We start from the raw sequence: 26,962 nt of genomic DNA, 5'->3' as shown, positions 1-26,962 counted from the left end.
TCGTTCATAGAAAGAAGGTGCAGACCTATGAAGCAATATACTGTAACTGGCATGAGCTGCGCCGCCTGCAGCGCCAGAGTGGAAAAGGCGGTTTCCAAGGTGGAAGGAGTGGATTCCTGCTCCGTCAGCCTGCTGACCAACTCTATGGGAGTGGAAGGAACCGCCTCCCCGGCGGCGATCATTGCGGCCGTGGAAGAAGCGGGCTATGGAGCGGCAGAGAAGGGGGTTCAGGAGAAAAGCGGAGAAACTAAGGCTGCAGCCCAGGAGGAACTGCTGAAAGACAAAGAGACTCCCGCGCTGAAGCGAAGGCTGATCGCTTCCCTTTGTTTTCTGCTGCCCCTGATGTATGTCTCTATGGGGCATATGATGTGGGACTGGCCGCTTCCGGATATACTGGCCAAGAATCATGTGGCGGTTGGAATCCTCCAATTGCTGCTGACGACCGTGGTCATGGTCATTAATCAGAAGTTTTTTATCAGCGGATTCAAAAGCCTGTGGCATCGGGCGCCGAATATGGACACCCTGGTAGCTCTTGGGGCAGGCGCTTCCTACGGCTACAGCCTGTATGCGCTGTTTGCCATGACAGACGCCCAGATGCGGGGCGACATGGAGGCGATTATGTCTTTCATGCATGAATTTTACTTTGAGTCAGCGGCAATGATCCTGACATTGATCACCGTGGGGAAAATGCTGGAAGCCCGGTCGAAAGGCCGGACCACCGATGCGCTGAAAAGTCTCATGCGGCTGGCGCCGAAGACGGCCAATGTTATCCGGGACGGAGAAGAAACACAAGTCTCTGTGGATCAGGTCCGGAAAGGAGATATATTTGTTGTCAGGCCGGGAGAAAACATTCCGGTGGACGGCACTGTGCTGGAAGGGATCAGCGCCGTCAATGAATCGGCGCTGACCGGGGAGAGTATCCCTGCAGATAAAGAAGCGGGGGACCCGGTGTCAGCAGCTACCTTGAATCAGTCGGGATTCTTAAAATGCCAGGCTTCCAGAGTGGGAGAGGATACCACGCTTTCCCGGATCATCCAGATGGTCAGCGATGCGGCGGCCACAAAGGCGCCTATCGCAAAGGTGGCAGACCGGGTATCTGGCGTATTTGTGCCGGCAGTGATCGCCATTGCGGCAGTGACCATCCTGGTGTGGCTTTTGGCAGGGGAAACCGTAGGATTTGCTCTGGCCCGCGGGATTTCCGTGTTAGTGATCAGCTGTCCCTGCGCCCTGGGACTTGCCACGCCGGTGGCGATCATGGTGGGCAACGGAATGGGAGCTAAGAACGGAATCCTGTTTAAGACGGCTGTGTCACTGGAAGAAACTGGGAAAATGCAGATCGTGGCGCTGGATAAGACGGGAACCATTACCAGCGGCGAACCGAAGGTGACAGACCTGCTCCCGGCGGAAGGGGTGACAGAGGAAGAGCTTCTTTCCATGGCGTATCATTTGGAGAAGAAAAGCGAACATCCGCTGGCCCGCGCGGTAATCCTTAGAGCGGAAGAACTGGGGCTGCCGGAACAGATAGCCCGGCAGGAAGGCAAGGCAGACCTTACGGATTTCCAGGCGGTGGCTGGAAACGGACTCTCCGGCCGGCTGGGAGAGGATGTGCTGATCGGAGGAAATCTGAAATTTATCCGTGAATGTGCGGAGGTCCCGGAAGGGATGCGCCTTCAGGCGGAGCAGTTGGCAGAAGGAGGGAAAACCCCATTGTTTTTCAGCAGGAACGGCCGGCTTGCCGGAATCATCGCCGTGGCGGATGTGATCAAGGAAGACAGCCCTCAAGCGGTAAAAGAACTGCAGAATATGGGAATTCATGTGGTGATGCTCACCGGAGATAATGAGCGGACAGCTAAAGCGATCGGACGGCAGGCCGGTGTAGACGAAGTGATCGCGGGCGTACTGCCGGACGGAAAAGAAAGCGTGATCCGTGCCCTGAAGAAGAAAGGGAAAGTCGCTATGGTGGGAGACGGCATTAATGATGCGCCTGCGCTTACCAGAGCCGATATGGGGATCGCCATCGGAGCGGGAACAGACATTGCCATTGACGCGGCGGATGTGGTGCTGATGAAGAGCCGATTAAGCGATGTGCCGGCGGCCATCCGTCTAAGCCGGGCAACATTGAGGAACATCCATGAGAATCTGTTCTGGGCATTCTTCTATAATGTAATTGGAATCCCTCTGGCGGCGGGAGTATGGTTCCCCATGTTTGGATTAAAACTAAATCCTATGTTTGGGGCGGCGGCTATGAGCCTTTCCAGCTTCTGTGTGGTGACCAACGCGCTGCGTCTGAATTGGTTCCGGATGCACGATGCGTCAAAAGATAAAAAAATCAAACCAGCCAATGGAACAAAGAAAAAGGAGGAAACAAAGATGAAGAAAACGATGAAGATTGAAGGAATGATGTGCGGCCACTGTGAGGCAACGGTAAAGAAAGCGCTGGAGGCGCTTCCGCAGGTGGACGAGGCTATCGTCAGCCATGAGGACGGAACAGCAGAAGTGATCTTAAACGGAGAGATCTCTGATGAAGCGCTCAAGAAGACGGTAGAGGACAAAGATTACACCGTGCTTTCTGTTCAGTAGAGAATGGGGAGGACTGCATTTCTGGTCATATTTTCACGGAAAGGCTACTACATTAGTAGTAACCGTAGTATGTGGAGAGTTGCCAATGAAGCGAATCTTGGCTTGGCTGCTATGTCTGGGGCTGTGGGTACAGCCAGTGCTGGCAGCGGATGTTGACGGAGTCATACAGCAGGAAGAGGAGACAAAAGAGACAGAAGAAAAGGCGGACGGCGCGGAAGCAGAACTTTCTGCACCGTCCGCATTATTAATGGAAGCATCGACTGGACAGGTGATCTATGAGAAAAACCCGGACGAACAGCTTCCTCCGGCCAGTGTGACAAAGGTTATGACCCTGCTTTTGATCTTTGACGCCCTGGAGGAGGGAAAGATCAGCCTGGAAGACGAAGTGACCACTTCTGAATACGCGGCTTCCATGGGCGGGTCTCAAGTGTTCCTGGAACCGGGAGAAGTACAGTCGGTGGATACGATGATCAAGTGTATTGCGGTAGCCAGCGCAAACGATGCCTGTGTAGCTATGGCGGAACATATACGGGGAAGCGAGGAAGAATTTGTGGTCCGGATGAATGAACGGGCAAAGGAACTGGGAATGGAGAATACCACATTTGTCAACTGCAATGGTCTGGACGCGGATGGTCATCTGACTACAGCCAGGGATATCGCGCTGATGTCCAGGGAACTGATCACTTCTTATCCTAAGATCCGGGACTACTGTATGATCTGGATGGAAGATATCACTCACACCACCCAGAAAGGGACTTCTGTTTTTGGCCTGTCCAATACCAACAAGCTGGTCCGGCATTATGAGTATGCCACAGGGCTGAAGACCGGATCTACCAGCAAAGCCGGATTCTGTATCTCCGCAACGGCAGAAAAGGACGGGATGGAACTGATCGGAGTGATCATGGCGGCGAAGACCAGCAAGGATCGGACCAAGGATGCGGTAGCCCTTTTGAATTATGGATTTGGGAAATGTACCAGATACGCGGAGGAAGAAGCGCCAAAGACAGAAGCGGTAGAGATCCGGAGGGGAGTAAAGGACTCTGTGAAAACAGTCCAGAAAGAACCTTTTACATATGTAGATACCGCCGGAGCCGACCTAAGCGCCATCGAACGGAAAGTGGTGTGGAATGATGATCTAAAGGCTCCTGTGAAGGAGGGGGATAAGGTTGGGGAAGCGGTGTACACCTTGGAGGGAGAAGAGATTGGAAGAGTGGATGTCGCGGCGGCAGAATCTGTAGAAAAGATAAGCTGCCAAAGCGCGGCCAAAGATGCGATGGAGAGATTTTTGCTGTAGGAAATGAGGATCCCTGAGGGAAGAGCTGAAAGAAAGCAAGTGAGAGGAACTGGGAAAACAGGGCCTTTCACTTGCTTTTATCTTGCTTTTCAGGAAAAAGTATTCTCTACCACACCTGGGAGGAAAAGGTAGATAGAATCCTTGATTTTTTCTTCAAATATTTCTTTGATCTCTAATGTTTTTCTCCAACGCTGGACGATAACAGGCGGCGTTCCATAGCGGAGAGCTACGTCCACAAACCGTTTTTCCAGGAGGCAGAAACCGCTTGGAAGCGCTAACGCGTCGCATAGCTGGACAAGCCGGTCATAATCGTCATACTGGGCGTTTTCGATAAATTCTGCCATAAACTGATAGTCTTCCCGCGATACATCGAAGACGCCGATAGAGGTTGTGATATCCTGGATCATAAAAGCATGGGAAATACAGATCTGCGTCGCTTTTTCCCAGCCCCGCTCCATGCAGAACCGGTATCCGTCGATCAAATGCTTTTCCGAACTTCGCCCGGCATAGCGGCCAATATCATGTAATAATCCATAACAATAAGCTGTTTCAGAACATAGGTCCTTGCATCGGGAGGCGATATTTTTACAGGCAAGGGCCACAAAACGGGAATGTGCCGTCCAGTCTCCGGGATTTAAAGAAGCTGCGTATTCCAGCTCTATTTCAGCTCTTTGGCGGTTGAGTTCCATTGTGTAAGAGTTCCTTTCTTGAAAGACTTTGCGTGTGTCTGGATATAGTTTAGCACATTTTTATGAACTTTTCAGCAGTAGACACAGCTGTTTTGAAGCGGGTCTGGAATCTGAGCTATGGACTAAAGAGGAGTTTCTGAACGGATCCAGATGTACAGATATACGCCGCAGAAGACAAATACACAGACCTGACTTGCCAGAAGCCCCCACAGATATCCCTGGATCCCAAAGACAGGGATCAGAAAGAAAACACTTCCGATGCGGACAGTCAGGCTGCCGGCGTTGATCAGGAAGGAAAGGGCGGTCTTTCCCAGCCCATTCAGAATACTGATGAGTGTACTGCCGGCGTAAAGAAAGGGACAGATCCAGGCCAGAGTCACGATAAAATCTCCGGCAAGAGAACTGTCAAAAAGAAGAACGCCAAGCCATTGTCCAAAGCAAAGCAGAGCGACACAGCAGACAGATCCCATGAAGACACAGGAATAGACAGATTTCTGAATAATGCCAGATAAGGCTTTGCGGTTATCCGCCGCCTGGATCTCAGCGACCGTGGGCAGCAGCATGGTAGAAAGTGAGTTGGTGATGGCGGACGGAAAGAGGACACAGGGAAGCGCCATTCCCGTCAGCACGCCGTAAGCGCTCAGAGCTTCTTTGGAAGACATTCCGTAAATCTGCAGCCTCAGAGGGATGGAGATGGCTTCTGCGCTTTGCAGGATATTGAGCAATACCCGGTTGGCGGTAAGGGGAAGAGAGAAAGTCAGAAGCTCCCTGGCATATTTAAAGAAAGAAAAAAAGCGGAGCCGAGATCGGCTTTTCCTGGGAACTTCCCGGAGGACAGCCCGCAGGCAAAAGGCGGAGGAAGCCAGTTCGCCGGCCGCCAGTCCGGCCACCGCCACAGAGATCCCAAAGGAGGCCCCGTTTTTGGCTCCGATCCAGTAAAGGAGATAAACGGAAAGAATCCGTACAGTCTGTTCCACCAACTGGGAGGAAGCGGGGATCCGCGTCGCCTTCTGGCCCAAATAGTATCCAACAATGCAGCTGTGCGCCGCGGCAAAAGGGAACACGTAGGAGAGGATCACAAGCAGATGGCTGCAGCGTGGTTCCTGGAGAAAGACGTCCGCGATCCATCCGGCAAAATTCTGAAGAAATAAAGTGGCGCAGCAGGAGGCGGTCAGAGTCAGAAAAAGTCCCGTATAGAGAAGGCCAAGAGCTTCTTTTGGCTGGCCGGTCGCTGTCTTTTTGGCCACACATCTGGAGATCGCGGTCTCTATCCCCGCGCAGGTAAGAGAAAAGCAAAGGGCATAGACAGGAAAGACAAGCTGGTAAAGCCCTACGCCTTCTTCGCCGAAGGCGCGGCTTAGGAAAATCCGATAAAAAAAGCCCATAAACCGGGTGGCGAACCCGGTAAGGGTCAGGACGAAAGCTCCTTTTAGGAGGATGTGTTTTCCAGACATAGAAGGACCACCTTAAGATCTGTAACGCAAACAGCGCTCTGTTGTTCTAACATATTCAAAGGAAGGTATTGACAGAACTGAAAATGGGTGGTATCCTACTTTTGACACAATCCCTAGTGAAATAGTAGGAATTAAAAAGAAGGTGAGGATTTGAAGCTTTCGACAAAAGGAAGATATGGATTGAGAGCCATCATTGATCTGGCGAGATATAGTGAGAGAGAGCCGGTTTCGATCAACAGCATCGCGGCCAGGCAGGAGATCTCTGAGCGGTATCTGGAGCAGCTGGTAGCGCTGATGAAAAAGGCCGGATTGGTCAAAAGTATCCGGGGCGCGTCCGGCGGCTATGTGCTGGCAAGGAATCCGGAGGAAATTTCTGTAGGAGATGTTCTGCGGGCTCTGGAAGGAAGTCTGGAACCAGTGAAATGCGCGGCCCTTTCTGATGGCGAGGAATGTATGGCGGCAGGCGGATGTGTGACAAAATATGTGTGGCAGAAGATCAATGAAAGCATCAGCCGGACGGTGGATGAGATTCATTTGGACGAGCTGGTACAGGAGAGCAAAGAATTGAATCCGTCTGGTGAATGTGAAAATCCTAAATGTGGAAACTAATATAATCGATAGATGTGAATGGAGGGACAAACTATGGAGAAACTGATTTATCTGGATAATGCGGCGACTACGCGGACGGCGCCGGAAGTGGTAGAGGCAATGCTGCCTTATTTTACAGAGAATTATGGGAATCCATCCAGTGTTTACAGCTTTGCTTCCGCTAATAAAGAGGTGTTGGACCGGCAGAGAGATATTATCGCGGGAATTCTGGGGGCGAAAAGCAACGAGATTTATTTTACCGCAGGCGGCACGGAATCTGACAACTGGGCGTTAAAAGCTGCGGCCGAGGCTTATAAGAACAAGGGGAATCATATCATTACCACCAAGATCGAGCATCACGCGATCCTGCACTCGGCAGAGTTTCTGGAGAAACATGGGTTTGAAGTGACCTATCTGGATGTGGATGAAGACGGTGTGGTAAAGCTGGACGAACTGGAGAAAGCCATCCGGCCGGAAACGATCCTGATCTCTGTTATGTTTGCCAACAATGAGATCGGAACGATCCAGCCGATCAAGGAAATCGGCGAGATCGCCCACGAAAAGGGGATCCTGTTCCATACCGATGCGGTGCAGGCGTTTGGCCATGTTCCCATTCATGTGGATGAGTACCATATTGATATGCTCAGCGCCAGCGGCCACAAACTGAACGGGCCAAAAGGCATTGGATTCCTCTATATCCGCAAAGGTCTTCGGCTTCGTTCGTTTATCCACGGCGGAAGCCAGGAGCGGAAACGCCGGGCGGGAACAGAGAATGTGCCTGGGATCGTGGGGCTTGGAACAGCGGCCCGCCTTGCGGCAGAGACGATGGAAGAGAGAATTTCCAAGGAGACCAGACTCAGAGACCATTTGATCGAGCGTGTGCTTGCAGAGATCCCCTATTGCCGGCTGAACGGGCATCGGACGGACCGTCTGCCTAATAACGCCAACTTTAGCTTCCAGTTTATCGAAGGGGAATCCCTTTTGATCATGTTGGACGGAAAAGGGATCTGCGCATCCAGCGGTTCCGCCTGCACTTCCGGGTCTTTAGACCCGTCTCATGTACTGCTGGCCATCGGCCTGCCTCATGAGATCGCCCATGGTTCATTGCGGCTGACGCTCAGCGAACAGACTACGGAGGAAGAATTGGATTATGTGGTAGACAGCTTGAAAGAGATCGTAACAAAACTTCGGGAAATGTCCCCCTTGTATGAGGACTTTATAAAGAAACAGAACTAAGATCCCAGAGAAATCGCGGCAGAGAAAGAAGAATAAAAAGACAGGAGGAGACGGATATGTATACAGAAAAAGTCATGGATCATTTCCAGCATCCGAGAAATGTAGGAGAGATCGAGAACGCCAGCGGCGTTGGAACAGTAGGAAACGCCAAATGCGGGGATATTATGCGGATTTACCTGGACGTGGATGAAAATCAGATCATCCGGGACGTGAAATTTAAGACCTTTGGCTGCGGAGCCGCTGTGGCTACCAGCAGCATGGCGACAGAACTGGTAAAAGGGAAAACGGTGCAGGAAGCCATGAAGGTGACAAACAAGGCGGTCATGGAAGCGCTGGACGGATTGCCGCCGGTGAAGGTCCACTGTTCTCTTCTGGCTGAGGAAGCCATCCATGCGGCTCTGTGGGATTACGCACAGAAAAATGGTATTGAGATCGAGGGCCTGGAGAAACCCAAATCTGATATCCATGAAGGGGAAGAAGAGGAAGACGAAGAGTATTAAGATATAGAAGGAAGACAAAAGGCATGGAGAAGAAAAAAGTGGTGGTGGGAATGTCCGGCGGCGTGGACTCTTCTGTAGCCGCATGGCTTCTGAAGGAACAGGGCTATGATGTGATCGGAGTGACTATGCAGATCTGGCAGGAAGAACCTGAGGAAATCCAGGAGGAAGAAGGGGGCTGCTGCGGATTGAGCGCGGTAGAAGATGCCAGAAGAGTAGCGGCAGCCCTGGATATTCCTTATTATGTCATGAATTTCAGACAGGAATTTAAAAAACATGTCATAGATTATTTTGTGGGAGAGTATCTGAAAGGACGTACCCCCAATCCCTGTATCGCCTGCAACCGGTTTGTAAAATGGGAAGCTCTTCTTCAAAGAAGCATGGCTATCGGGGCGGATTATATCGCTACCGGACACTATGCCCAGATCGAGCGCCTGCCCAATGGGAGACTGGCGCTCCACACGGCGGCTTCCGGCGTGAAAGACCAGACATACGCCTTATATAATCTTACCCAGGAGCAGCTTGAGAGGACCCTGATGCCGGTTGGGGCCTACGAGAAAAAAGAAATCAGGAAGATGGCTGAGGATCTGGGGCTTAAGGTGGCTGAAAAGCCGGACAGCCAGGATATCTGTTTTGTGCCGGACGGCGACTATGCTTCCTACATCCGGGAATATAGCCGGCAGAAGATCGAGCCTGGGAATTTCGTTCTTTCTGACGGAACAGTAGTGGGGCGTCATAAAGGTATTATCCACTATACGGTGGGGCAGAGAAAAGGACTGGGGCTTTCTATGGGAAGCCCGGTATTTGTCCTGGAGATCCGGCCGCAGACCAATGAGATCGTAGTGGGAACGGCCAAAGAGTCCATGACCGCGGCCGTGCGGGCCAGACAGGTGAATTTTATGGCTGTCCCAGACCTGAAGGAGCCAAGAAGAGTGTGGGCCAAGATCCGGTATAACCACCGGGGAGCCTGGTGTACCGTAGAGAAAACAGGGTCTGACGAGATCCTTTGTACTTTTGAGGAGGAGCAGAGAGCCGTCACGCCAGGGCAGGCGGTGGTCCTGTATGAAGATGGATATGTCCTGGGAGGAGGAACGATCACTGGAAATGAATAGGCAGAAAATGAACAGACAAGAAATGAACAGACAGAGCGTAAGGGCGGACGTGCATATGCATTCGTCCTTTTCCCATGATTCCCAGACGGGGCCGGAAGAGATGATACAGGCAGCCCTTGAGAAAGGTCTTGAAATGGTATGTTTTACAGACCATTTTGATAAGGATGATATGGAGTGGGGGGAAGAAAGCATCTTTGACCCGGAAGAATATTTCCGCATCCTTGCGCCCCTTCAGAAGAAGTACCAGGGAAAGATCGATGTAAGGATCGGGGTCGAGCTGGGATTAAGGCCGTATCTTGGAGACTACTATCGGGAATTTGTATCTGCGCATCCCTTTGATTTTGTGATCGGTTCTGTCCATTGCGTCGGAGGTTTTGATCCGGCGACGGGAAAGCTTTTCGAGGGAAGGACAGATGAGGAGGCATATCGGGCGGCATTCGCGGAAACACTGGAAGATATCCGGGCATTTCAGGATTTTGACGTGCTGGGCCATCTGGATTATGTGATCCGTTACGGCAAGACGAGGGAGAAAGAATATTCCTATCGGAAATTCTCCCAGGAGATCGATGGGATCCTAAAGTTTTTGATCGAAAATGGAAAAGGACTGGAATTGAATACGGCTGGGCTCAAATACGGACTTCCTTTCGCCCATCCCCATCCGGAGGTGCTGAAACGTTACCGGGAGCTGGGAGGAGAGATCATTACGGTAGGGGCGGACGGCCATTGCCCAGAGCATATCGCCTATGATTTTGATGTGGTGACGAGTCTTCTGGAGGAATGTGGTTTCCGCTATTACGCGGAATTTAAGAATAGAAAACCAGAGTTCTATAGATTATAGACAGAAGCCTCAGACGTGAATCTATATGAAAAAAGTGAAAGAAGCCACGTGTTTGCGGGCATCTTCCATAAAAATACAAATATAGACTTGAATTTTTGCATTGGATTTAGTACAATTATCTACAGTTGATGATTCTTTAACAATGTTAAAGGGTTCACAAATAAAGCCGCGGAAACGGCGAAAACAAACTTTTAGGAGGAATTAATCATGGCAGTAAAAGTAGCGATTAATGGATTCGGGCGTATTGGACGTCTTGCGTTCAGACAGATGTTCGGAGCAGAGGGATATGAGGTGGTTGCGATCAACGACCTGACATCTCCGAAGATGCTTGCTCACCTGTTGAAATATGACTCTTCACAGGGCAAATACGCGCTGGCCGATACAGTAAAGGCAACAGACGATTCTATCATTGTTGATGGAAAAGAAATCAAGATCTACGCAATGGCGAACGCTGAAGAGCTTCCTTGGGGAGAGATCGGAGTAGATGTTGTCCTTGAATGTACAGGATTCTATACATCCAAAGAAAAAGCTTCCGCTCATGTAAAAGCAGGAGCAAGGAAAGTCGTTATTTCAGCGCCGGCTGGAAACGATCTGCCAACTATCGTATATAATGTAAACCACGACACTTTGAAACCGGAAGACACCGTAATCTCCGCGGCTTCCTGTACGACCAACTGTCTGGCGCCGATGGCAAAGGCTCTCAATGACCTTGCGCCGATCAAGTCTGGTATCATGTGCACCATTCACGCGTATACAGGCGATCAGATGACTCTGGACGGTCCGCAGAGAAAAGGTGATTTAAGAAGATCCCGCGCCGCTGCCTGCAATATTGTTCCAAACAGCACAGGCGCTGCGAAGGCAATCGGTCTAGTTATCCCAGAGCTGAACGGAAAACTGATCGGGGCCGCTCAGCGTGTTCCGACCCCGACTGGTTCCACCACGATCCTGACAGCAGTTGTAGAGGGAGCTGTAACAGTTGATCAGATTAATGAAGCTATGAAAGCTGCTTCAAATGAATCCTTTGGATATAATACAGACGAGATCGTATCCAGCGATATCATCGGTATGAGATATGGTTCTCTGTTTGACGCTACTCAGACAATGGTACTTCCACTGGACAACGGAACTACACAGGTTCAGGTTGTTTCCTGGTATGACAATGAGAATTCTTACACCAGCCAGATGGTAAGAACAATCAAATATTTCTCTGAATTAGCATAATTAAGACTCAAAAAGGGTCCGGTCTTTCGAGGACCGGACCTTTTTCTAGGTGATATTTTAATAAGAGTTAAGGAGGCAGACCTATGCTTAACAAGAAATCAGTTGACGACATTAATGTAAAAGGGAAAAAAGTCCTGGTAAGATGTGATTTCAACGTTCCATTGATCGATGGGAAGATCACAGATGAAAACCGTCTGGTGGCTGCCCTTCCGACGATCAAAAAGCTGATCGCCGACGGAGGAAAAGTAATCCTTTGTTCTCACCTTGGCAAGCCAAAGGGACAGCCTGTTCCAGAGCTTTCTCTTGCGCCGGTTGCGGCGCGTTTGTCCGAACTTCTTGGACAGGAAGTAAAATTCGCGGCTGACCCGGAAGTAGTAGGACCAAACGCGAAAGCGGCGGTTGAGGCTATGAAGGACGGTGACGTGGTTCTTCTTGAGAACACTCGTTATCGGGCAGAAGAAACGAAAAACGGAGAAGAATTCAGCAAAGAACTGGCTTCTCTGTGTGATGTTTTCGTAAATGACGCGTTTGGAACCGCTCACCGGGCACATTGTTCCAACGTAGGCGTGACCCAGTTTGTGGATACGGCGGTTGTGGGGTATCTGATGCAAAAAGAGATCGACTTCCTTGGAAACGCGGTCAACAACCCGGAACGTCCATTTGTAGCGATCCTGGGCGGAGCAAAAGTTTCCAGCAAGATCTCTGTTATTGAAAATCTGCTGGATAAAGTAGATACACTGATCATCGGCGGAGGAATGTCCTATACATTCAGCAAGGCCCAGGGCGGAAGCGTTGGAAAATCCCTGCTGGAGGAAGATTACTGCCAGTATGCGCTGGATATGCTCCAGAAAGCGAAAGACAAGGGCGTAAAACTTCTGCTCCCGGTGGACACCGTAGTGGCCGATGATTTCTCAAATGAAGCCAACAGCAAGGTCGTAAAAGCCGGAGAGATCCCGGAAGATTGGGAAGGCCTGGATATCGGACCGGAGACGGAGAAAATCTTCTGCGAAGCGGTGAAAGACGCTAAGACGGTAGTATGGAACGGACCAATGGGCTGCTTTGAGATGCCAAACTTCGCGCATGGAACAGAGGCGGTTGCCAAGGCTCTCGCGGAGACAGACGCTACTACTATCATCGGCGGCGGAGATTCCGCGGCGGCAGTGAACCAGCTTGGATATGGGGATAAAATGACCCACATCTCTACTGGCGGCGGAGCTTCCCTGGAATTCCTGGAAGGCAAAGAACTGCCGGGCGTAGCGGCCGCTAACGATAAGTAAGCACTTGACGAGAGCGAGCTAAAGGCGAAGATGGAGTCTTAGTGCTTACTTAGTTCGCCGTAGTTGACGAACGCGAGCATGGCATGCGAAGCGTGAGTTGTAGCGGAGGTGAACAAACCCGTCTTGACGAGAGCGAGCCAGAGGCGAAGGTGGAGTCTTAGTGCGAACTTAGTTCGCCGCAGCAATATACAAAAATTGATTTTATTTCATTTTGAAGGAGATAGAGAAATGGCAAGAAAAAAAATTATCGCAGGCAACTGGAAAATGAACAAAACTCCAAGTGAGGCGGTTGCCCTGGTTGAAGAATTAAAACCATTGGTAGCAAATGAGGACGTAGATGTAGTATTCTGTGTTCCGGCTATTGATATTGTTCCTGTTGTAGAGGCTTGTAAAGGAACGAATATCCAGGTTGGCGCTGAGAATATGTATTTCGAGGAGAGCGGCGCTTACACAGGCGAGATCGCTCCTGCCATGCTTGTAGACGCAGGCGTGAAATACGTAGTTCTTGGACATTCTGAGAGAAGAGATTACTTTGGAGAGACCAACGAAGATGTGAATAAGAAAGTCCTGAAAGCATTTGAGCATGGCATTACGCCGATCATGTGCTGCGGCGAGACCCTGGAGCAGAGAGAGCAGGGCGTGACCATGGACTTTATCCGTCAGCAGGTGAAAGTAGGACTTCAGAACGTGACGGCTGACCAGGCAAAAGCTATGGTGATCGCATATGAGCCGATCTGGGCTATTGGAACTGGCAAGACTGCTACTACAGAGCAGGCAGAGGAAGTGTGCAAGGGAATCCGTGAGTGCGTGGCAGAAGTGTATGATGCGGCTACCGCAGAAGAGATCCGCATCCAGTACGGCGGATCTGTCAACGCGGGAAACGCGGCAGAGCTGTTTGCTCAGGCTGATATTGACGGCGGATTAGTAGGCGGAGCTTCTCTGAAGGCGGATTTTGGAAAGATCGTAAACTATAATAAATAGCCACGATTTTGCAGAATATAGCGAAAAGATAGGGGAGACCCATTGGAAGGCGGTTTACTTGTAATCATATACAAGGCAGACCGCCTTTTTCAACAGTCCGGCAAAGTATGAAAGATTTCCTGTATTTTTCAAACTGTCTCATTGCAAGCTTTATGACCCATCCTCTATAATGAAGGCAGGAGGTGGATGATATGGCTCATGAAGAGAAGAAAGATTTTAACGCAATGTTATATAAAGAAACTGATATGCCTAAAATACAGATTGTAACAGATGAGGCGACGATCCAAAAATACGGCGGCCAACGGATGTATTTTGCTCCGCCCCTTACGTACGATAAGCTCATGAAAACCGTTCCCTGCGGGAAGGTGATCACGGTGGGAGCTATCAGAGAATATCTGGCTAAAACCAATGGAGCCGATTTTACAGACCCAATCACGGCGGGAATCTTTGTGTCTATCGCGGCATGGGCAAGTCATCAGCGGGCTGAAAATGAGACACCCTATTGGCGGACTTTGAAGGCAAACGGCGAGTTAAATCCCAAATATCCAGGCGGCACCGAAGCCCAGAGAGAAAAGCTAGAGGCAGAGGGACATACGGTTATCCAAAGGGGCCGGAAAAATATCCGCTATTATGTAAAGGACTATGAAAAGGTTCTTTTCGGCCTGGATTTGGCAAAAAGGGAGTGAAAAGAAATGGATCATATCAAGATGGGGCTGATCCGCAGCGGAAATACGAAGCTTACGCCTTTGAGCAGTGATGGGGACTTGACGGATTATCTGTGGCCGATCCTGCGGGAGATCATCAAAACAGCCATTGAAAACGGGCAGAACCTGATCGTGGAAGGCTGCTATGTTCCATTTGACTGGCGCAGAGATTTTGAGCCTAAGTATCTTTCAGAGATAAAATACTACTGTCTTGTTATGAGCGGCGATTATGTGAAGCTTCATTTTCAAGAGATCAAGAAATATGCGGATATTGCAGAAAAGCGGCTGGATGACAGTGGATATACGATGGAAACCGCGTTGGAGGAAAACAGGAAGATTCTAGAGCAGTGCAGGGACTGCGGGAAGGAATATATTTTGATCGCGGATAAGTACCAAGTGGATATTGATCTGTGAAAGATAAGAAAGGTTTTCAAAATCAGAAAATTGTTGTATAATAGCATCCGGTAACAAGGAGGATTTATATGAAATATCTTGAAATACCGATTCAGACAGAAGATTCCCTGGAATACGCAAGGTTAGAAACGTATCTCCTGGATACGCCGGGCGAGAAGATCCGGATTCAGAAGCGGCCGATGATCGTGATCTGTCCGGGCGGCGGCTACTATAAGCTGAGCTACCGGGAGGGCGAGCCCTTAGCGATTCATTTTTTGAATCAGGGATACCACGCCTGTGTGCTCCGGTATTCGGTGCTCCCCGCAAGGTACCCGACGCCGCTTCTGGAGCTGGGAGAGGTAATGAAGCTGATCCATGGGCATGCAGAAGAGTGGCATGTGGATACCAGTCATATTATCCTGCATGGCGCATCGGCAGGAGGCCATTTAGCGGGAATGTTGGGAGTGTTCTGGAACCAGGAATGGCTTGCGGACAGACTTGGCACAACGGCTGAGACGCTGCGTCCGGCGGGGCTGCTTTTGAGTTATCCTGTGATCACAGCGATGGACCCGGAGGGACACCTGGAAAGCTTCCGCAATCTGCTGGGGGAAGAATTTGAGAAGGAAAAAGAGAGGTTTTCTCTGGAACTGCAAGTGACGAAGGATACACCGCCCGTTTTTCTGTGGCATACCGCGGCAGATGAATCGGTGCCGGTAGAGAATTCCTTCCTTATGGCAATGGCGCTGAAAAAAGCAGGCGTTCCAGTGGAACTGCATATTTTCCCGGAAGGAGCCCATGGACTGAGCCTGGCGTCGCCGCTGGTGGAGCGGCTGGATGGATCTGGCGTGGAGGAATCCTGCCAATGCTGGATCGATTTGGCGCAAGCTTGGCTAAAGCGGTTATGCGAGAAGTAACTGTCCTGGGAAAGCGGCAGCGAGCACTGTAATTTGGCAATAGACAAGAAACGATAGAAGGAGAGCAAATCATGAGTAAGAAACCAACAGTATTGATGATCTTAGATGGATATGGATTGAATGACAGCGTGAAAGGCAACGCGGTGGCGGAGGGCAAGACCCCAGTCATGGATCGGCTGATGAAGGAGTATCCATTTGTAAAAGGGAACGCCAGCGGCATGGCGGTCGGCCTGCCGGACGGACAGATGGGAAACTCTGAGGTGGGACATCTGAATATGGGAGCCGGTCGGATCGTGTATCAGGATCTGACCAAGATCACGAAAGCAATCCAGGATGGAGATTTCTTTGAGAACAAGGCGCTTCTTGCGGCCTGCGCAAATGTGAAGGAGAATGGTTCCAGCCTGCATCTGATGGGCCTGGTATCAGACGGCGGTGTGCACAGCCATATCGAGCACATTTTCGGTCTGCTGGAACTGGCAAAACGGCAGGGAATTGAGAAGGTTTACGTGCATTGTTTCCTGGACGGCAGGGATACACCTCCGGCCTCTGGAAAAGAATATGTGGAGCAGCTGGAAGCGAAGATGAAAGAACTTGGCGTTGGAGAAGTGGCTACGGTAATGGGACGTTACTACGCTATGGACCGGGATAACCGCTGGGACCGGGTAGAGAAAGCCTACCGGGCGCTGGTATATGGAGAAGGAGAGCAGGCGGCAAGCGGCCCGGAAGGAATCCAGGCGTCTTATGATAAGGATGAGACCGATGAATTCGTGCTTCCTACAGTAGTGGTAAAAGACGGGAAGCCTACGGCTGTCATTAAAGAAAAGGATTCCATAATCTTCTTTAACTTCCGCCCGGACCGGGCAAGGGAGATCACCCGGACATTCTGCGACGATGAATTTACCGGATTTGACCGGGGAGCGCGGGTGAAGACCACGTATGTGTGCTTTACAGAATACGATGTGACCATTGAGAATAAGCAGGTGGCATTCGTAAAAGAAGAGATCACCAATACCTTTGGAGAGTTCCTGGCCGCTCATGGAATGAAGCAGGCCCGGATCGCCGAGACAGAGAAATACGCTCACGTAACATTTTTCTTCAACGGCGGTGTAGAAGAGCCAAACGAAGGAGAAGACCGGATTCTGGTCAAATCGCCAAAGGTTGCCACCTATGATCTGAAACCAGAGATGAGCGCGTATGAAGTGTGCGACAAACTGACGGAGGCAATCCGCTCCGGAAAGTACGATGTGATCATCATCAATTTCGCGAACCCAGATATGGTAGGCCATACCGGAGTAGAAGCGGCCGCGGTCAAAGCCATTGAGGCTGTAGACGAGTGCGTGGGAAAAGCGGTAGAGGCTATCAAAGAAGTAGATGGACAGATGTTTATCTGCGCGGATCACGGGAATGCGGAACAGCTTATAGATGAGGAAACCGGCGAGCCGTTTACGGCCCACACTACCAATCCGGTACCGTTTATCCTAGTGAACGCAGACCCGGCGTATCGATTAAGAGAAGGCGGCTGCCTGGCAGATATCGCGCCGACTTTGATCCAGTTGATGGGAATGGAGCAGCCAAAAGAAATGACAGGAAAATCCTTGTTAATATAAAAAGGGACAGGGCATTTTCAATCGGGGACGGGGGATTTTTAAAAATCCCCCGTCCCCGATTGATTAACGAACGAAGGAGAGAATGATGGCATACGATGTTTTTTTATTTGATCTGGATGGAACGCTGACAGACTCGTCAGTTGGGATTACCAAGTCGGTGATATACGCGTTAAAAAAGTATGGGATCGAAGAAGAAGACCAGAAGAAACTTTATGCGTTTATCGGTCCGCCCCTTACGGAATCTTTTCAGAAATTCTATGGATTCTCTGCGGAACAGTCGATAGAGGCGGTAGAATATTATCGGGAGTATTACCGGGAGATAGGGATTTTTGAAAACAAAGTCTATGAAGGGATGAAAGAGACGCTGAGACAACTAAAAGAAAAAGGGAAGCGGCTGATGGTGGCGACTTCAAAGCCAGAGCCTTTTGCGAGGCGGATCATCCGGCATTTTGGGCTGGCCTCTTATTTTGAATACGTGGCCGGCATGGAACTGGACGGAGGCCGGGGAACAAAGGCGGAAGTTATCGCTTACGCCCTGCAAAGCTGCGGCATTGATGACCGAGGGAAAACAGTTATGGTCGGAGACCGGGAACATGATGTGATCGGCGCAAAAAAAGAAGGGCTGGACTGTATCGGTGTTTTATACGGATTTGGAAGTCGTGAAGAACTGGAAAAGGCCGGCGCCGATTGGATCATAGAAAAACCGGAAGAGTTATGTGAACTGGCATGACATACAAAAAGGGACAGGGCATTTTCAATTTGGGCCGGGGGATTTTTAAAAATCCCCCGGCCCCGATTGATGGTCAGACCTCCATATCCGGGGGGATTTCCCGTACACTTTTTTGAACGCGCGAGAGAAATGCAGCGGGTTTGCATAACCGACGGTACTTGAGATATCCTGGATGGAGAGGTGGGTAAGCTTAAGAAGCTCTGCCGCTTTTACCATTCGGTAGCGGATTAAGAATTCTTGGGGCGTCTGTCCTAGAGACTGACGGAACAGGGTACCGAAATAGCTGCGGTTTAGTCCGCAGTGCCGGGCGATACCTTCGACAGAAATATCGTTATGAAAATTCTGCTCAATATAGGCAATCGCTTCTTTGATATAGAAATCCTGGATTTTCCCGCTCTGAGCGACCTGGTAAGGAGCAATGGAGTGAGTCAGATAATCCAGAAAAAGGAAACCATGCCCCAGAAGATGGAAGGGAGATTCTTTAGCATGATGCACGATATAGAGCATTTCTTCTTCCATCTTGCCGCGAAGTTCCTTAGAATGGGTGCGGTAGATAGGGGAACTCGGAGAAAGACCGGCAATCTGCAAAGCTTCCTTGATCCTGAGACCGTCGAATTCAAGCCAAGTGTATTCCCAGGGAAGATCGCGGTCCGCGCAGTAACTGCATATCTGTCCCGGAAACATCATAAATCCCTGTCCCGACCGAATAGAATATCTCTTGGAGATTCCATTGCTGTCCTGCGCATCCAAAGTTCCGGTTCCGGAGATCACATAGTGGAACAGATAATGAGATTTCGCTATAGGACCGCAGGAATGAGCGGGAATACACTGTTCCCAGCCGCATTGATATAGGACAAGATCAATAAAATTTTCGTTTTCTAAGACGGAAAATAAGTAATTATCCATAACTCTCCCTCCCTCTTGTTTTATTATATACCAAAATGCTAGATTACTTCAATCTATAAGTAAAAAAATAGCATAAAGGAATGAAAACATAAAAATATGGGTATTTTAGCTGGCATATTGAGATGTTATAATAAGCTTATCATGCAAAAAAGGATTGCAGATGAGAGAAAGGAGAGAAATGACATGGGAAAGGGGAAAAAGGCAGTAAGCGTACTTTTAGTCGGCTGCATGATGGCCGCTATGCTCCTTGCGGGATGCGGAGACGGCAGTGACAGCGGCAAGACTGAGATTGAGATCATTCAGTACAAGATGGAAGCGACAGACTATTTTGACGCTCTGGAAGAAGAATTTAACGCAACCCATGATGATATCCATCTGACGATTGATTCACCAAACGATGCATCCACGATCATGAGGACCCGGTTCATCCGTGAGGATTACCCGGATATCATTGGTATCGGCGGAGACATCAATTATTCCTACTATGTAGATGCGGAGATTCTGGCAGATCTGTCCGATTGGGATGGAATGGACAATATCAAAGAATCTTATATAGACATTGCGGAAGGTTTGGAGACGGTTCCTACAGATGGAACCTATATCGCCCCGTATATGGCTAATGCCGCAGGTATCCTTTACAACAGGGATATGTTTGAAGAGCACGGCTGGGAGATCCCAACTACCTGGGACGAGCTGATCTCCCTGTGTGAAGATATCCAGGCGGAAGGCATCCTTCCCTTCTATTTTGGATTCCGTGATACCTGGACCTGTCTGGCGCCATGGAACGCGATCGCGGTCGACCTGGCACCGGCAGACGTATGTAAGCAGGTGAACAGAGGCGAGACCACCTTTACAGAGGAATACAGAGAAGCGGCGGAGAAATACATCCAGCTTATGGAGTATGGCCCGGACGACCCGGTAGCGTACGGGTATAACGATGCGTGTACTGCTTTTGCCAACGGTGACTCCGCCATGTATCCGATCGGAAGCTACGCGGTTCCGCAGATTCAGTCTGTAAATCCAGATATCAACATTGACTCCTTTGTGATGCCGGCCAGCGACGATCCGGCTGAAAATACTCTGAACTCTGGTATTGACCTTGGATTCTGCGTCACGGCAGCCTGCGAGGACAAAGATGCGGCCTTTGAAGTTCTGGATTTCTTATATGAAGATGAGAATATCCAGGCATATATTGACGACCAGAACTCGATTTCCTGTAAAGAGGGAGATTATGAACTGGCTCCTATGCTGGATGGTATGACGGAATATATTGAGTCCGGAAACATGACCGACTATCAGGACCACTATTATCCGTCAGAAATGGCTGTAGACGCTATCCTCCAGACTTATGTGATCAATCAGGATACGGATGCTTTCCTGGCAAGATTTGATAAAGACTGGGCGCGTTACAACCGTGACACCATCCGTGCGGTACAGGAGTATGAAGAAGAAAACGGAAGCGCAGAGTAGAAAAGGAGTGGGGATAGAATGAAAAATAATAAAAAACGGACATACCTGCTGATCACAATACCGATCCTGGCACTGTTCGTGTGTTTTAACACCATCCCGTTGATCCGGGGTATTATGTATAGTTTTACTAACTTTAAAGGATTTGGTACCTACGACTGGGTAGGTCTTCGGAACTATATGGATCTGTTCGGAGATTCCCGTATCGGCGGTTCCTATCTGTTTACATTTAAACTGGCTGTCGTTGCTACGATCTTGACAAATGTGATCAGTTTGATCCTGGCGCTGGGTCTGAACAGCAAGATTCGGGCTAAAAGCTTTTTTAGGGCGGCCTATTTCCTGCCAAACGTTCTTGGAGCGCTGGTAGTAGGTTATATTTTCCAGTATTTGTTTACCTATATCATCCCCGCGCTGGGAGAGATGATCGGAAGCCCGGTATTGAGTCAGAGCCTGCTTTCTAATGAGAATCTGGCCTGGTTCGCCATTGTGATCGTATGCTGCTGGCAGAATATCGCCATGAACACGATCATTTACATTTCCGGATTACAGACGGTTCCAGAAGATGTATATGAGGCGGGCGACCTGGACGGAGCTACCGGATGGAAGCGCTTCCGCCACCTGACATTCCCATTGATCATTCCATTTTTCACCATCAACATGGTTCTGTGTGTCAAGAACTTCCTGATGGTATTCGATCAGATCATGGCAATGACTCAGGGGGGGCCTGCGCAAAGTACAGAGTCCATCTCCTTCCTGATCTACAACAATGGTATGAAAGGCGGAGCATTTGGTTATCAAAGCGCTAACGCGGTAATCTTCTTCATCGTGATCGTGGCTCTTTCCGCCGCGCAGATGATGATATCCAGTAGGAAGGAGGAGCAGTTATAATGAAAGCGAAAATTGGATCTAGAACAAACTGGCCTGTTGTGATCCTGTTGATCCTGGGCTTGAGTACGATTATCTTTCCGTTATATATGGCGATCGTGATCGCTTTTAAACAGCCTTCTGAGATGACTAACAGTATTGCGGGGATTCTTTCTCTGCCAAGCAACTGGAGCCTCAGCAATTTTGCGGAGGCAATGGAAGTGACGGATTTCTGGAGGTCTTTGAGCAACAGTATCCTGATCACTGTGGTTACGGTCGTACTGTCGATCCTGATTCATTCTCTGATGGGATATGCCATCGGAAGAAACCGGGCTCACAGCAAATTTTATAAATTCGTGTACTTATTCATTGTCAGCGGTATGTTCGTACCCTTTGCGATCCTGATGATGCCGCTGGCAAAACAGACGGCGGAATTAGGACTTGCAAATTGGGCTGGCGTTATTATCCTATATGTGGTATTCTATATGCCGATGAACGTCCTGCTCTATTCCGGATACCTGGTAAATATCCCGATCGCGCTGGAAGAAGCGGCGGAAGTGGATGGGGCCAGCACCTGGAGCACCTATTGGAAGATCATCTTCCCGATCATGAAGCCTATGCACGCTACTGTTGCTATCATTACAGCTTTGGCGGTGTGGAATGACGTTATGACGCCGCTGATCATTATGGCGGGTACTGGACAGAACACACTGCCGCTGGCACAGTTGAATTTCCAGACCCAGTTTGGAACAAACTACAATCTGGCGTTTGCATCCTACCTGCTGGCTTTGATCCCGATTTTGATCTTTTATGTGATCTGCCAGAAACAGATTCTGAATGGTGTTGTAAACGGAGCAGTGAAGTAATCAGAAAATATTTGACATCACAAGGAGAGCGCAAATGGGAATTGCATATCACGAAGGAAAAAGAATTTTCACACTGCAGACGGCAAATACAACCTATCAATTTCAGGTGGATGCCTATGGTTTCCTCTTACATTTGTATTATGGAAAAACGGTCTATGGAGATATGGACTATCTCTTGACCTATTATGACAGAGGGTTTTCTGGAAACCCTTACGATGTACAGGGGGACAGAACGTATTCCTTAGATGCTCTCCCTCAGGAGTTTCCGCAGCGGGGAACCGGTGATTTCCGGATTACTGCCCTTTCGGTGCAGAACGGTGATGGGAGCCACTGCTGTGACCTGCGTTATAAAAGTCATAAGATCACAAAAGGCAAATATGGCTTAGATGGACTTCCGGCAGTCTACGCTTCCGAGACGGAAGCGCAGACCCTGGAGGTCCTGCTGGAGGATTCGGTGACCAAGGTACAGGCAGTTCTGCTGTACGGGGTTCTTCCAGAACAAGATATCATTACCAGGAGTGTCAGGATCATCAACTGTGGTCCTGACAGAATTTATGTAAAGAAAGCCGCTTCCGCGTGCCTGGATTTCTTGGGTGGAGAGTATGATCTGATCACCTTTTACGGCCGCCACGCTATGGAGCGGAATTTCCAGAGGAACCGGATCCATCACGGGAAACAGGCGGTCGGAAGCTCAAGAGGCGCTTCCAGCCATCAGTATAATCCTTCTTTGATCCTGGCGGAGCCGGGGGCGGATGAGACATCTGGAGGCTGCTACGGGATGGTGTTCGTCTACAGTGGGAATTTTGAGGCGGAGATCGAGAAAGACCAGTTTAACCAAACCCGTGCTGTTATGGGACTTTCGGAGGCGTTTTTCAATTATCCGGTGAAGGAAGGGGAAACCTTCCTTGTCCCGGAGACGGTGCTGACCTATTCCGGCCAGGGATTTGGGAAACTTTCCTCTAATCTGCACAGATGTTTCCGCAGACACCTTTGCAGAGGAAAATACCGCGATCAGGTCCGGCCGATCCTGGTCAACAGCTGGGAGGCGGATTATTTCCATTTTACAGGAGAAAGTCTGTGCCGTCTGGCAAAGGAGTCCGCGGACCTTGGAATCGAGATGCTGGTGCTGGACGATGGATGGTTTGGCAAGCGCAACGACGACAATACCAGCCTTGGAGACTGGCAGGTGAACGAAGATAAATTGGGATGTACCATGGGAGAGCTGATTCGGAAGATTAACGCTATGGGCATGAAATTTGGCATTTGGATCGAGCCGGAGATGATCTCTGAAGACAGCGACCTGTATCGGGCGCACCCAGACTGGGCGCTGAAGATTCCGCGGCGGAATCCGGTCCGGGCAAGAAATCAGCTTGTGCTGGACTTCTCCCGTAAGGATATCCGGGATTATATATTTGACCAGATCTGTTTAGTCCTGGATGAGGGAGTAGAATATATCAAGTGGGATATGAACCGGAGCATCAATGACGTTTACTCAGCGATCGGCGAGGAACACGGCAAACTGCTCTATGACTATGTCCTTGGCGTTTATGAATTCCTGGAGCGGCTGATCCAGAGATACCCGGATATTTTGATCGAAGGGTGCTGCGGCGGCGGCGGAAGATTTGACGCCGGAATGCTGTACTATACGCCTCAGATCTGGTGCAGTGATAATACGGACGCCATTGACCGGCTGGAAATCCAATATGGAACATCCTTTATCTATCCGGCCTCCTGTGTGGGCGCCCATGTGTCGGCGGTACCAAACCATCAGACAGGAAGAGTGACCCCTTTGGAGACCAGAGGAATCGTAGCCATGGCAGGAACGTTTGGCTATGAGCTGGATCTGGCGGTTCTGTCGGCAGAAGAAAAGGAGAAAGTAAGGGAGCAGGTACGTACATTTAAGCAATACGCGCCTTTGATCCAGAATGGAGACTGCTACCGGCTGACCAGCCCGCAGACCGATGAAGTGGGAGCGTGGGCCTTTGTATCGGAGGACAAAAAAGAAGTGCTCTTTAACGCGGTCATGATCCGGCGGCATGGGAATATGACGGTCAATTATGTGAAACTGCAGGGCCTGGATCCGGAGAAATTCTATAAGGACCAGGCAAGCGGCAAAAGCTACAGCGGCGCCGCTCTGATGGAAGCGGGGCTTCCTCTTCCGGTGGAAGAGGGAGAGTACCTGGCATATCAGATTTATTTAAAACAATAATTTTCAATCGGGGCCGGGGGATTTTTAAAAATCCCCCGGCCCAAATGAAAAATGGAGACAAATATGAAGATCAATAAGGAATATATCACACGTTTTGAAAAACATCGGGATGAGCTGAAATGGCTTTATATGGAACTCTATGATAATGAGGCAATGTTTGCGGAATTATGCGATCAAATGCTGAAATTTTACCAGGAGCGCAAGCCTGAGCTGAAGGCCAGGGACCGGATAAAAGCAAAGAATTCCAAATGGTACCGGAACAACCGGATGCTGGGCATGATGCTCTATATTGATAATTTTGCCGGAGATTTAAATGGGGTGCGGAAAAAGCTGGATTATGTGAAAGAATGTAACGCCACGTTCATCCACCTGATGCCATTCCTGGATACGGTAAAAGGAAAGTCTGACGGCGGTTACGCTGTGGCAGATTTCCGCAAAGTCCGGCCGGATCTGGGGACTATGGAGGACCTGGCGGCGCTGGCAAAGGAGTGCCATGACCGGGACATTGACGTTTGTATGGACTTTGTCATGAACCATACGTCCAACGAACATGAGTGGGCAAAAAAGGCGCTTGCCGGGGACGGAGAATATATGAGCCGCTACTTTTTCTACGATAATCCCTGGATTCCCCAGGAGTTTGAGAAGACGGTCCCTCAGGTGTTCCCTACTACAGCGCCGGGGAATTTTACCTGGCTTCCCCAGATCGATCATTATGTGATGACCAGTTTTTATCCCTACCAGTGGGATTTAAATTATGCCAATCCCAGGGTGTTTAACGAGATGATGTACAATTATCTTTTCTTCGCGAATCAGGGAATGGATATCATCCGGATTGACGCGGTCCCCTATATCTGGAAAAAGCTGGGCACAAGCTGCCGGAATCTGAAAGAAGTCCACACCATCGTGCGGATGATGCGTATGATCGGGGAGATCGTGTGTCCCGCCGTTGCCCTTCTGGGAGAGGTGGTCATGGAGCCGGAGAAAGTGGTCCCGTATTTTGGGACGGTGGAAAAGCCGGAATGTCACATGCTCTACAATGTGACCACCATGGCGACCACTTGGCACAGCGTGGCGGTACAGGGAACAAAACTTTTGAAGAAGCAGCTGGATATCGTCAACCAGCTTCCGGAAGAGTATACTTTCCTCAACTATCTGCGGTGCCACGATGACATTGGCTGGGGACTGGACTATGGGACTTTGAGTACCTGGCAGATGGGAGAAGTGCCTCATAAGAAGTACCTGAATGATTACTTTACAGGCAGATATCCGGGAAGCGAGAGCCGGGGAGAGCTTTATAATGACGATCCAGTGACCATGGACGCCAGATTCTGCGGGACGGCCGCCTCCATGTGCGGCATCGAGAGCGCTGGATTTGAACAGAATGAAGAAAAGATGGAAAAGGCGATCCGCAAGGATCTGATGCTCCACGCTTATATGTTCCTGCAGCGGGGACTTCCTATGATCTACAGCGGGGACGAGATCGGTCAGGTGAACGATTATACCTATAAAGAGGACCCGGAGAAACAGGCGGATTCCCGTTATATCCACCGGGGAAAATTCCGCTGGGATCTGGCAGAACAGCGGACCAAGAAAAAAACGGTAGAAGGCCAGATCTTCCAGGCATTACACAAGATGGAAGAGCTGCGGAAAAAAGAAGAAATCCTGGGACCGGACGCGCAGGTTTCCACCTGGGAGACCGGAGACGACGGCGTATTGGGGCTTATGCGGAGGCTTGGAGGAAAAACACTGGTAGGAATCTTTAATTTCACTGACCAGGGAAAAGAGGTTTATTTCCCGGAACCGGGAGCATACCAGGATCTGCTTGGAGGAAGGAAGCTGGCAGAAGAAAAAGTTTCTCTTCCAGAGTTTGGATTCTTGTGGGCGATGAAATGATCAAAAAGGGACAGGGCATTTTTAATTGGGGCCGGGGGATTTTTAAAAATCCCCCGGCCCCAATTGATTACGGATACATGAGCTGGTCTTCCCGAATATCCGCCAGCACTTCTTTCAGATACTTCCGGGCCAGGTATTTGGCCATTGGCAGGTTCATATCCAGATAATTCCCGCAGTCTTTGGGAGAGGCTCCTGGGACTTCTCCGTCAAATTCCGCGATGAATGTGTACATGTCCCGGATCAGCGGCACGATATCCGCGGAGCGGTATTCACCGGCCAGCAGAAGGTAGAAGCCGGTGCGGCACCCCATGGGGCCAAAGTACAGGACTTTATCTTTATACGTTTCATGATTGCGCAGGAAGGTGGCGCCCAGATGTTCGATGGCGTGCATCTCCGCCGTGTTCATGACGGGCTCATCGTTGGGACTTGTCATGCGCAGGTCAAAGGTTGTCACGGGATTTCCTTCCACATGATCGATACGGGAAACGTAGATGCCAGGGACCAGCTTTAAATGGTCTATGGTGAAGCTTGTGATCTTTTCCATATGCAACACTCCTATTCTTTATAATAATTAACAAAAATGATCAGCGGCAGTTTACTTTTTTGTCTTATCCTGCGAGCTGCTATCCCAGTATACCATCT

24 protein-coding genes are annotated in these 26,962 nt (G+C 49.8%); 20 read left to right on the top strand and 4 right to left on the bottom strand.

Translation table 11 applies throughout. From position 1 onward, the window contains the following. The first annotated feature begins 27 nt into the window (after positions 1-27). Together FND36_09290 and FND36_09285 are read left to right on the top strand one after the other, a co-directional pair. Positions 28-2,580, top strand: coding sequence for a heavy metal translocating P-type ATPase (locus FND36_09290; GenBank protein ID QDW74206.1), 2,553 nt, complete (start codon positions 28-30; stop codon positions 2,578-2,580). Positions 2,581-2,665: 85 nt separating this feature from the next. After that, the gene (locus FND36_09285; protein QDW74205.1) at positions 2,666-3,874 is read left to right on the top strand and encodes a D-alanyl-D-alanine carboxypeptidase; all 1,209 of its coding nucleotides are present in this window, start codon (positions 2,666-2,668) and stop codon (positions 3,872-3,874) included. 89 nt (positions 3,875-3,963) lie between these two features. Here FND36_09285 and FND36_09280 read toward each other — a convergent pair whose 3' ends face one another. Beyond that, on the bottom strand, positions 3,964-4,563 hold the full coding sequence (locus FND36_09280; protein QDW74204.1) for an HDOD domain-containing protein: 600 nt from the start codon (positions 4,561-4,563) through the stop codon (positions 3,964-3,966). A gap of 122 nt (positions 4,564-4,685) precedes the next feature. Next, complete coding sequence (locus FND36_09275) at positions 4,686-6,017, bottom strand: polysaccharide biosynthesis protein (protein ID QDW74203.1); 1,332 nt, start codon at positions 6,015-6,017, stop codon at positions 4,686-4,688. 150 nt (positions 6,018-6,167) lie between these two features. Here FND36_09275 and FND36_09270 point away from each other — a divergent pair, with 150 nt between their 5' ends. From FND36_09270 to FND36_09210, 13 genes are all read left to right on the top strand, one after another. Continuing rightward, a complete protein-coding gene (locus tag FND36_09270; protein QDW74202.1) occupies positions 6,168-6,626 on the top strand; it encodes an Rrf2 family transcriptional regulator in 459 nt (152 codons plus the stop codon). A gap of 33 nt (positions 6,627-6,659) precedes the next feature. Then, entirely contained in the window at positions 6,660-7,841 is a 1,182-nt protein-coding gene (nifS, locus tag FND36_09265) for a cysteine desulfurase NifS (GenBank protein QDW74201.1), read from the top strand. A gap of 56 nt (positions 7,842-7,897) precedes the next feature. Beyond that, positions 7,898-8,341, top strand: a complete 444-nt coding sequence (nifU, locus tag FND36_09260) for a Fe-S cluster assembly scaffold protein NifU (GenBank protein ID QDW74200.1) — start codon at positions 7,898-7,900, stop codon at positions 8,339-8,341. A 23-nt stretch (positions 8,342-8,364) separates the two neighbouring features. After that, positions 8,365-9,450, top strand: a complete 1,086-nt coding sequence (mnmA, locus tag FND36_09255) for a tRNA 2-thiouridine(34) synthase MnmA (GenBank protein QDW74199.1) — start codon at positions 8,365-8,367, stop codon at positions 9,448-9,450. Positions 9,451-9,505: 55 nt separating this feature from the next. After that, complete coding sequence (locus FND36_09250) at positions 9,506-10,288, top strand: histidinol-phosphatase HisJ family protein (GenBank protein ID QDW75595.1); 783 nt, start codon at positions 9,506-9,508, stop codon at positions 10,286-10,288. A gap of 207 nt (positions 10,289-10,495) precedes the next feature. Then, positions 10,496-11,509: a type I glyceraldehyde-3-phosphate dehydrogenase gene (gene gap / locus FND36_09245; GenBank protein QDW74198.1), complete on the top strand. Its 1,014-nt coding sequence runs from the start codon at positions 10,496-10,498 to the stop codon at positions 11,507-11,509. Positions 11,510-11,592: 83 nt separating this feature from the next. Then, positions 11,593-12,786, top strand: a complete 1,194-nt coding sequence (locus FND36_09240) for a phosphoglycerate kinase (protein QDW74197.1) — start codon at positions 11,593-11,595, stop codon at positions 12,784-12,786. A gap of 228 nt (positions 12,787-13,014) precedes the next feature. Continuing rightward, positions 13,015-13,767, top strand: coding sequence for a triose-phosphate isomerase (locus FND36_09235; protein ID QDW74196.1), 753 nt, complete (start codon positions 13,015-13,017; stop codon positions 13,765-13,767). A 191-nt stretch (positions 13,768-13,958) separates the two neighbouring features. Then, entirely contained in the window at positions 13,959-14,453 is a 495-nt protein-coding gene (locus tag FND36_09230; GenBank protein QDW74195.1) for a methylated DNA-protein cysteine methyltransferase, read from the top strand. A 6-nt stretch (positions 14,454-14,459) separates the two neighbouring features. Continuing rightward, a complete protein-coding gene (locus FND36_09225; GenBank protein QDW74194.1) occupies positions 14,460-14,885 on the top strand; it encodes an adenylate kinase in 426 nt (141 codons plus the stop codon). A 68-nt stretch (positions 14,886-14,953) separates the two neighbouring features. Further along, on the top strand, positions 14,954-15,778 hold the full coding sequence (locus FND36_09220) for an alpha/beta hydrolase (GenBank protein ID QDW74193.1): 825 nt from the start codon (positions 14,954-14,956) through the stop codon (positions 15,776-15,778). A 71-nt stretch (positions 15,779-15,849) separates the two neighbouring features. Beyond that, entirely contained in the window at positions 15,850-17,385 is a 1,536-nt protein-coding gene (locus FND36_09215) for a 2,3-bisphosphoglycerate-independent phosphoglycerate mutase (GenBank protein ID QDW74192.1), read from the top strand. An 85-nt stretch (positions 17,386-17,470) separates the two neighbouring features. Next, positions 17,471-18,115 carry an HAD family hydrolase gene (locus tag FND36_09210; GenBank protein QDW74191.1) on the top strand — a complete coding sequence of 215 codons (645 nt, stop codon included), beginning with the start codon at positions 17,471-17,473 and terminating at the stop codon, positions 18,113-18,115. 45 nt (positions 18,116-18,160) lie between these two features. On the opposite strand, the gene FND36_09205 is transcribed toward FND36_09210, so the two are convergent. Next, entirely contained in the window at positions 18,161-19,021 is an 861-nt protein-coding gene (locus FND36_09205; protein ID QDW74190.1) for an AraC family transcriptional regulator, read from the bottom strand. A 183-nt stretch (positions 19,022-19,204) separates the two neighbouring features. Between FND36_09205 and FND36_09200 the strand changes: the two genes are divergently transcribed. From FND36_09200 to FND36_09180, 5 genes are all read left to right on the top strand, one after another. Next, complete coding sequence (locus FND36_09200) at positions 19,205-20,491, top strand: extracellular solute-binding protein (protein QDW74189.1); 1,287 nt, start codon at positions 19,205-19,207, stop codon at positions 20,489-20,491. Positions 20,492-20,509: 18 nt separating this feature from the next. Then, a complete protein-coding gene (locus FND36_09195; GenBank protein QDW74188.1) occupies positions 20,510-21,376 on the top strand; it encodes a sugar ABC transporter permease in 867 nt (288 codons plus the stop codon). Continuing rightward, a complete protein-coding gene (locus FND36_09190; GenBank protein QDW74187.1) occupies positions 21,376-22,218 on the top strand; it encodes a carbohydrate ABC transporter permease in 843 nt (280 codons plus the stop codon). The genes FND36_09195 and FND36_09190 overlap by 1 nt, the downstream gene beginning before the upstream one ends. Positions 22,219-22,252: 34 nt before the next feature. Beyond that, on the top strand, positions 22,253-24,427 hold the full coding sequence (locus FND36_09185; protein ID QDW74186.1) for an alpha-galactosidase: 2,175 nt from the start codon (positions 22,253-22,255) through the stop codon (positions 24,425-24,427). Positions 24,428-24,490: 63 nt separating this feature from the next. After that, positions 24,491-26,320, top strand: a complete 1,830-nt coding sequence (locus tag FND36_09180; protein ID QDW74185.1) for an amylosucrase — start codon at positions 24,491-24,493, stop codon at positions 26,318-26,320. 67 nt (positions 26,321-26,387) lie between these two features. On the opposite strand, the gene FND36_09175 is transcribed toward FND36_09180, so the two are convergent. Continuing rightward, positions 26,388-26,864 carry an S-ribosylhomocysteine lyase gene (locus tag FND36_09175; GenBank protein ID QDW74184.1) on the bottom strand — a complete coding sequence of 159 codons (477 nt, stop codon included), beginning with the start codon at positions 26,862-26,864 and terminating at the stop codon, positions 26,388-26,390. Between the last annotated feature and the right edge of the window lie 98 nt (positions 26,865-26,962).

It is taken from the genome of Lachnospiraceae bacterium KGMB03038 (assembly GCA_007361935.1).
GTDB lineage: Bacteria > Bacillota > Clostridia > Lachnospirales > Lachnospiraceae > Massilistercora.
Note: the sequence above shows the minus strand (reverse complement) of the source record. Positions and strands in the feature narration are given on the sequence as shown.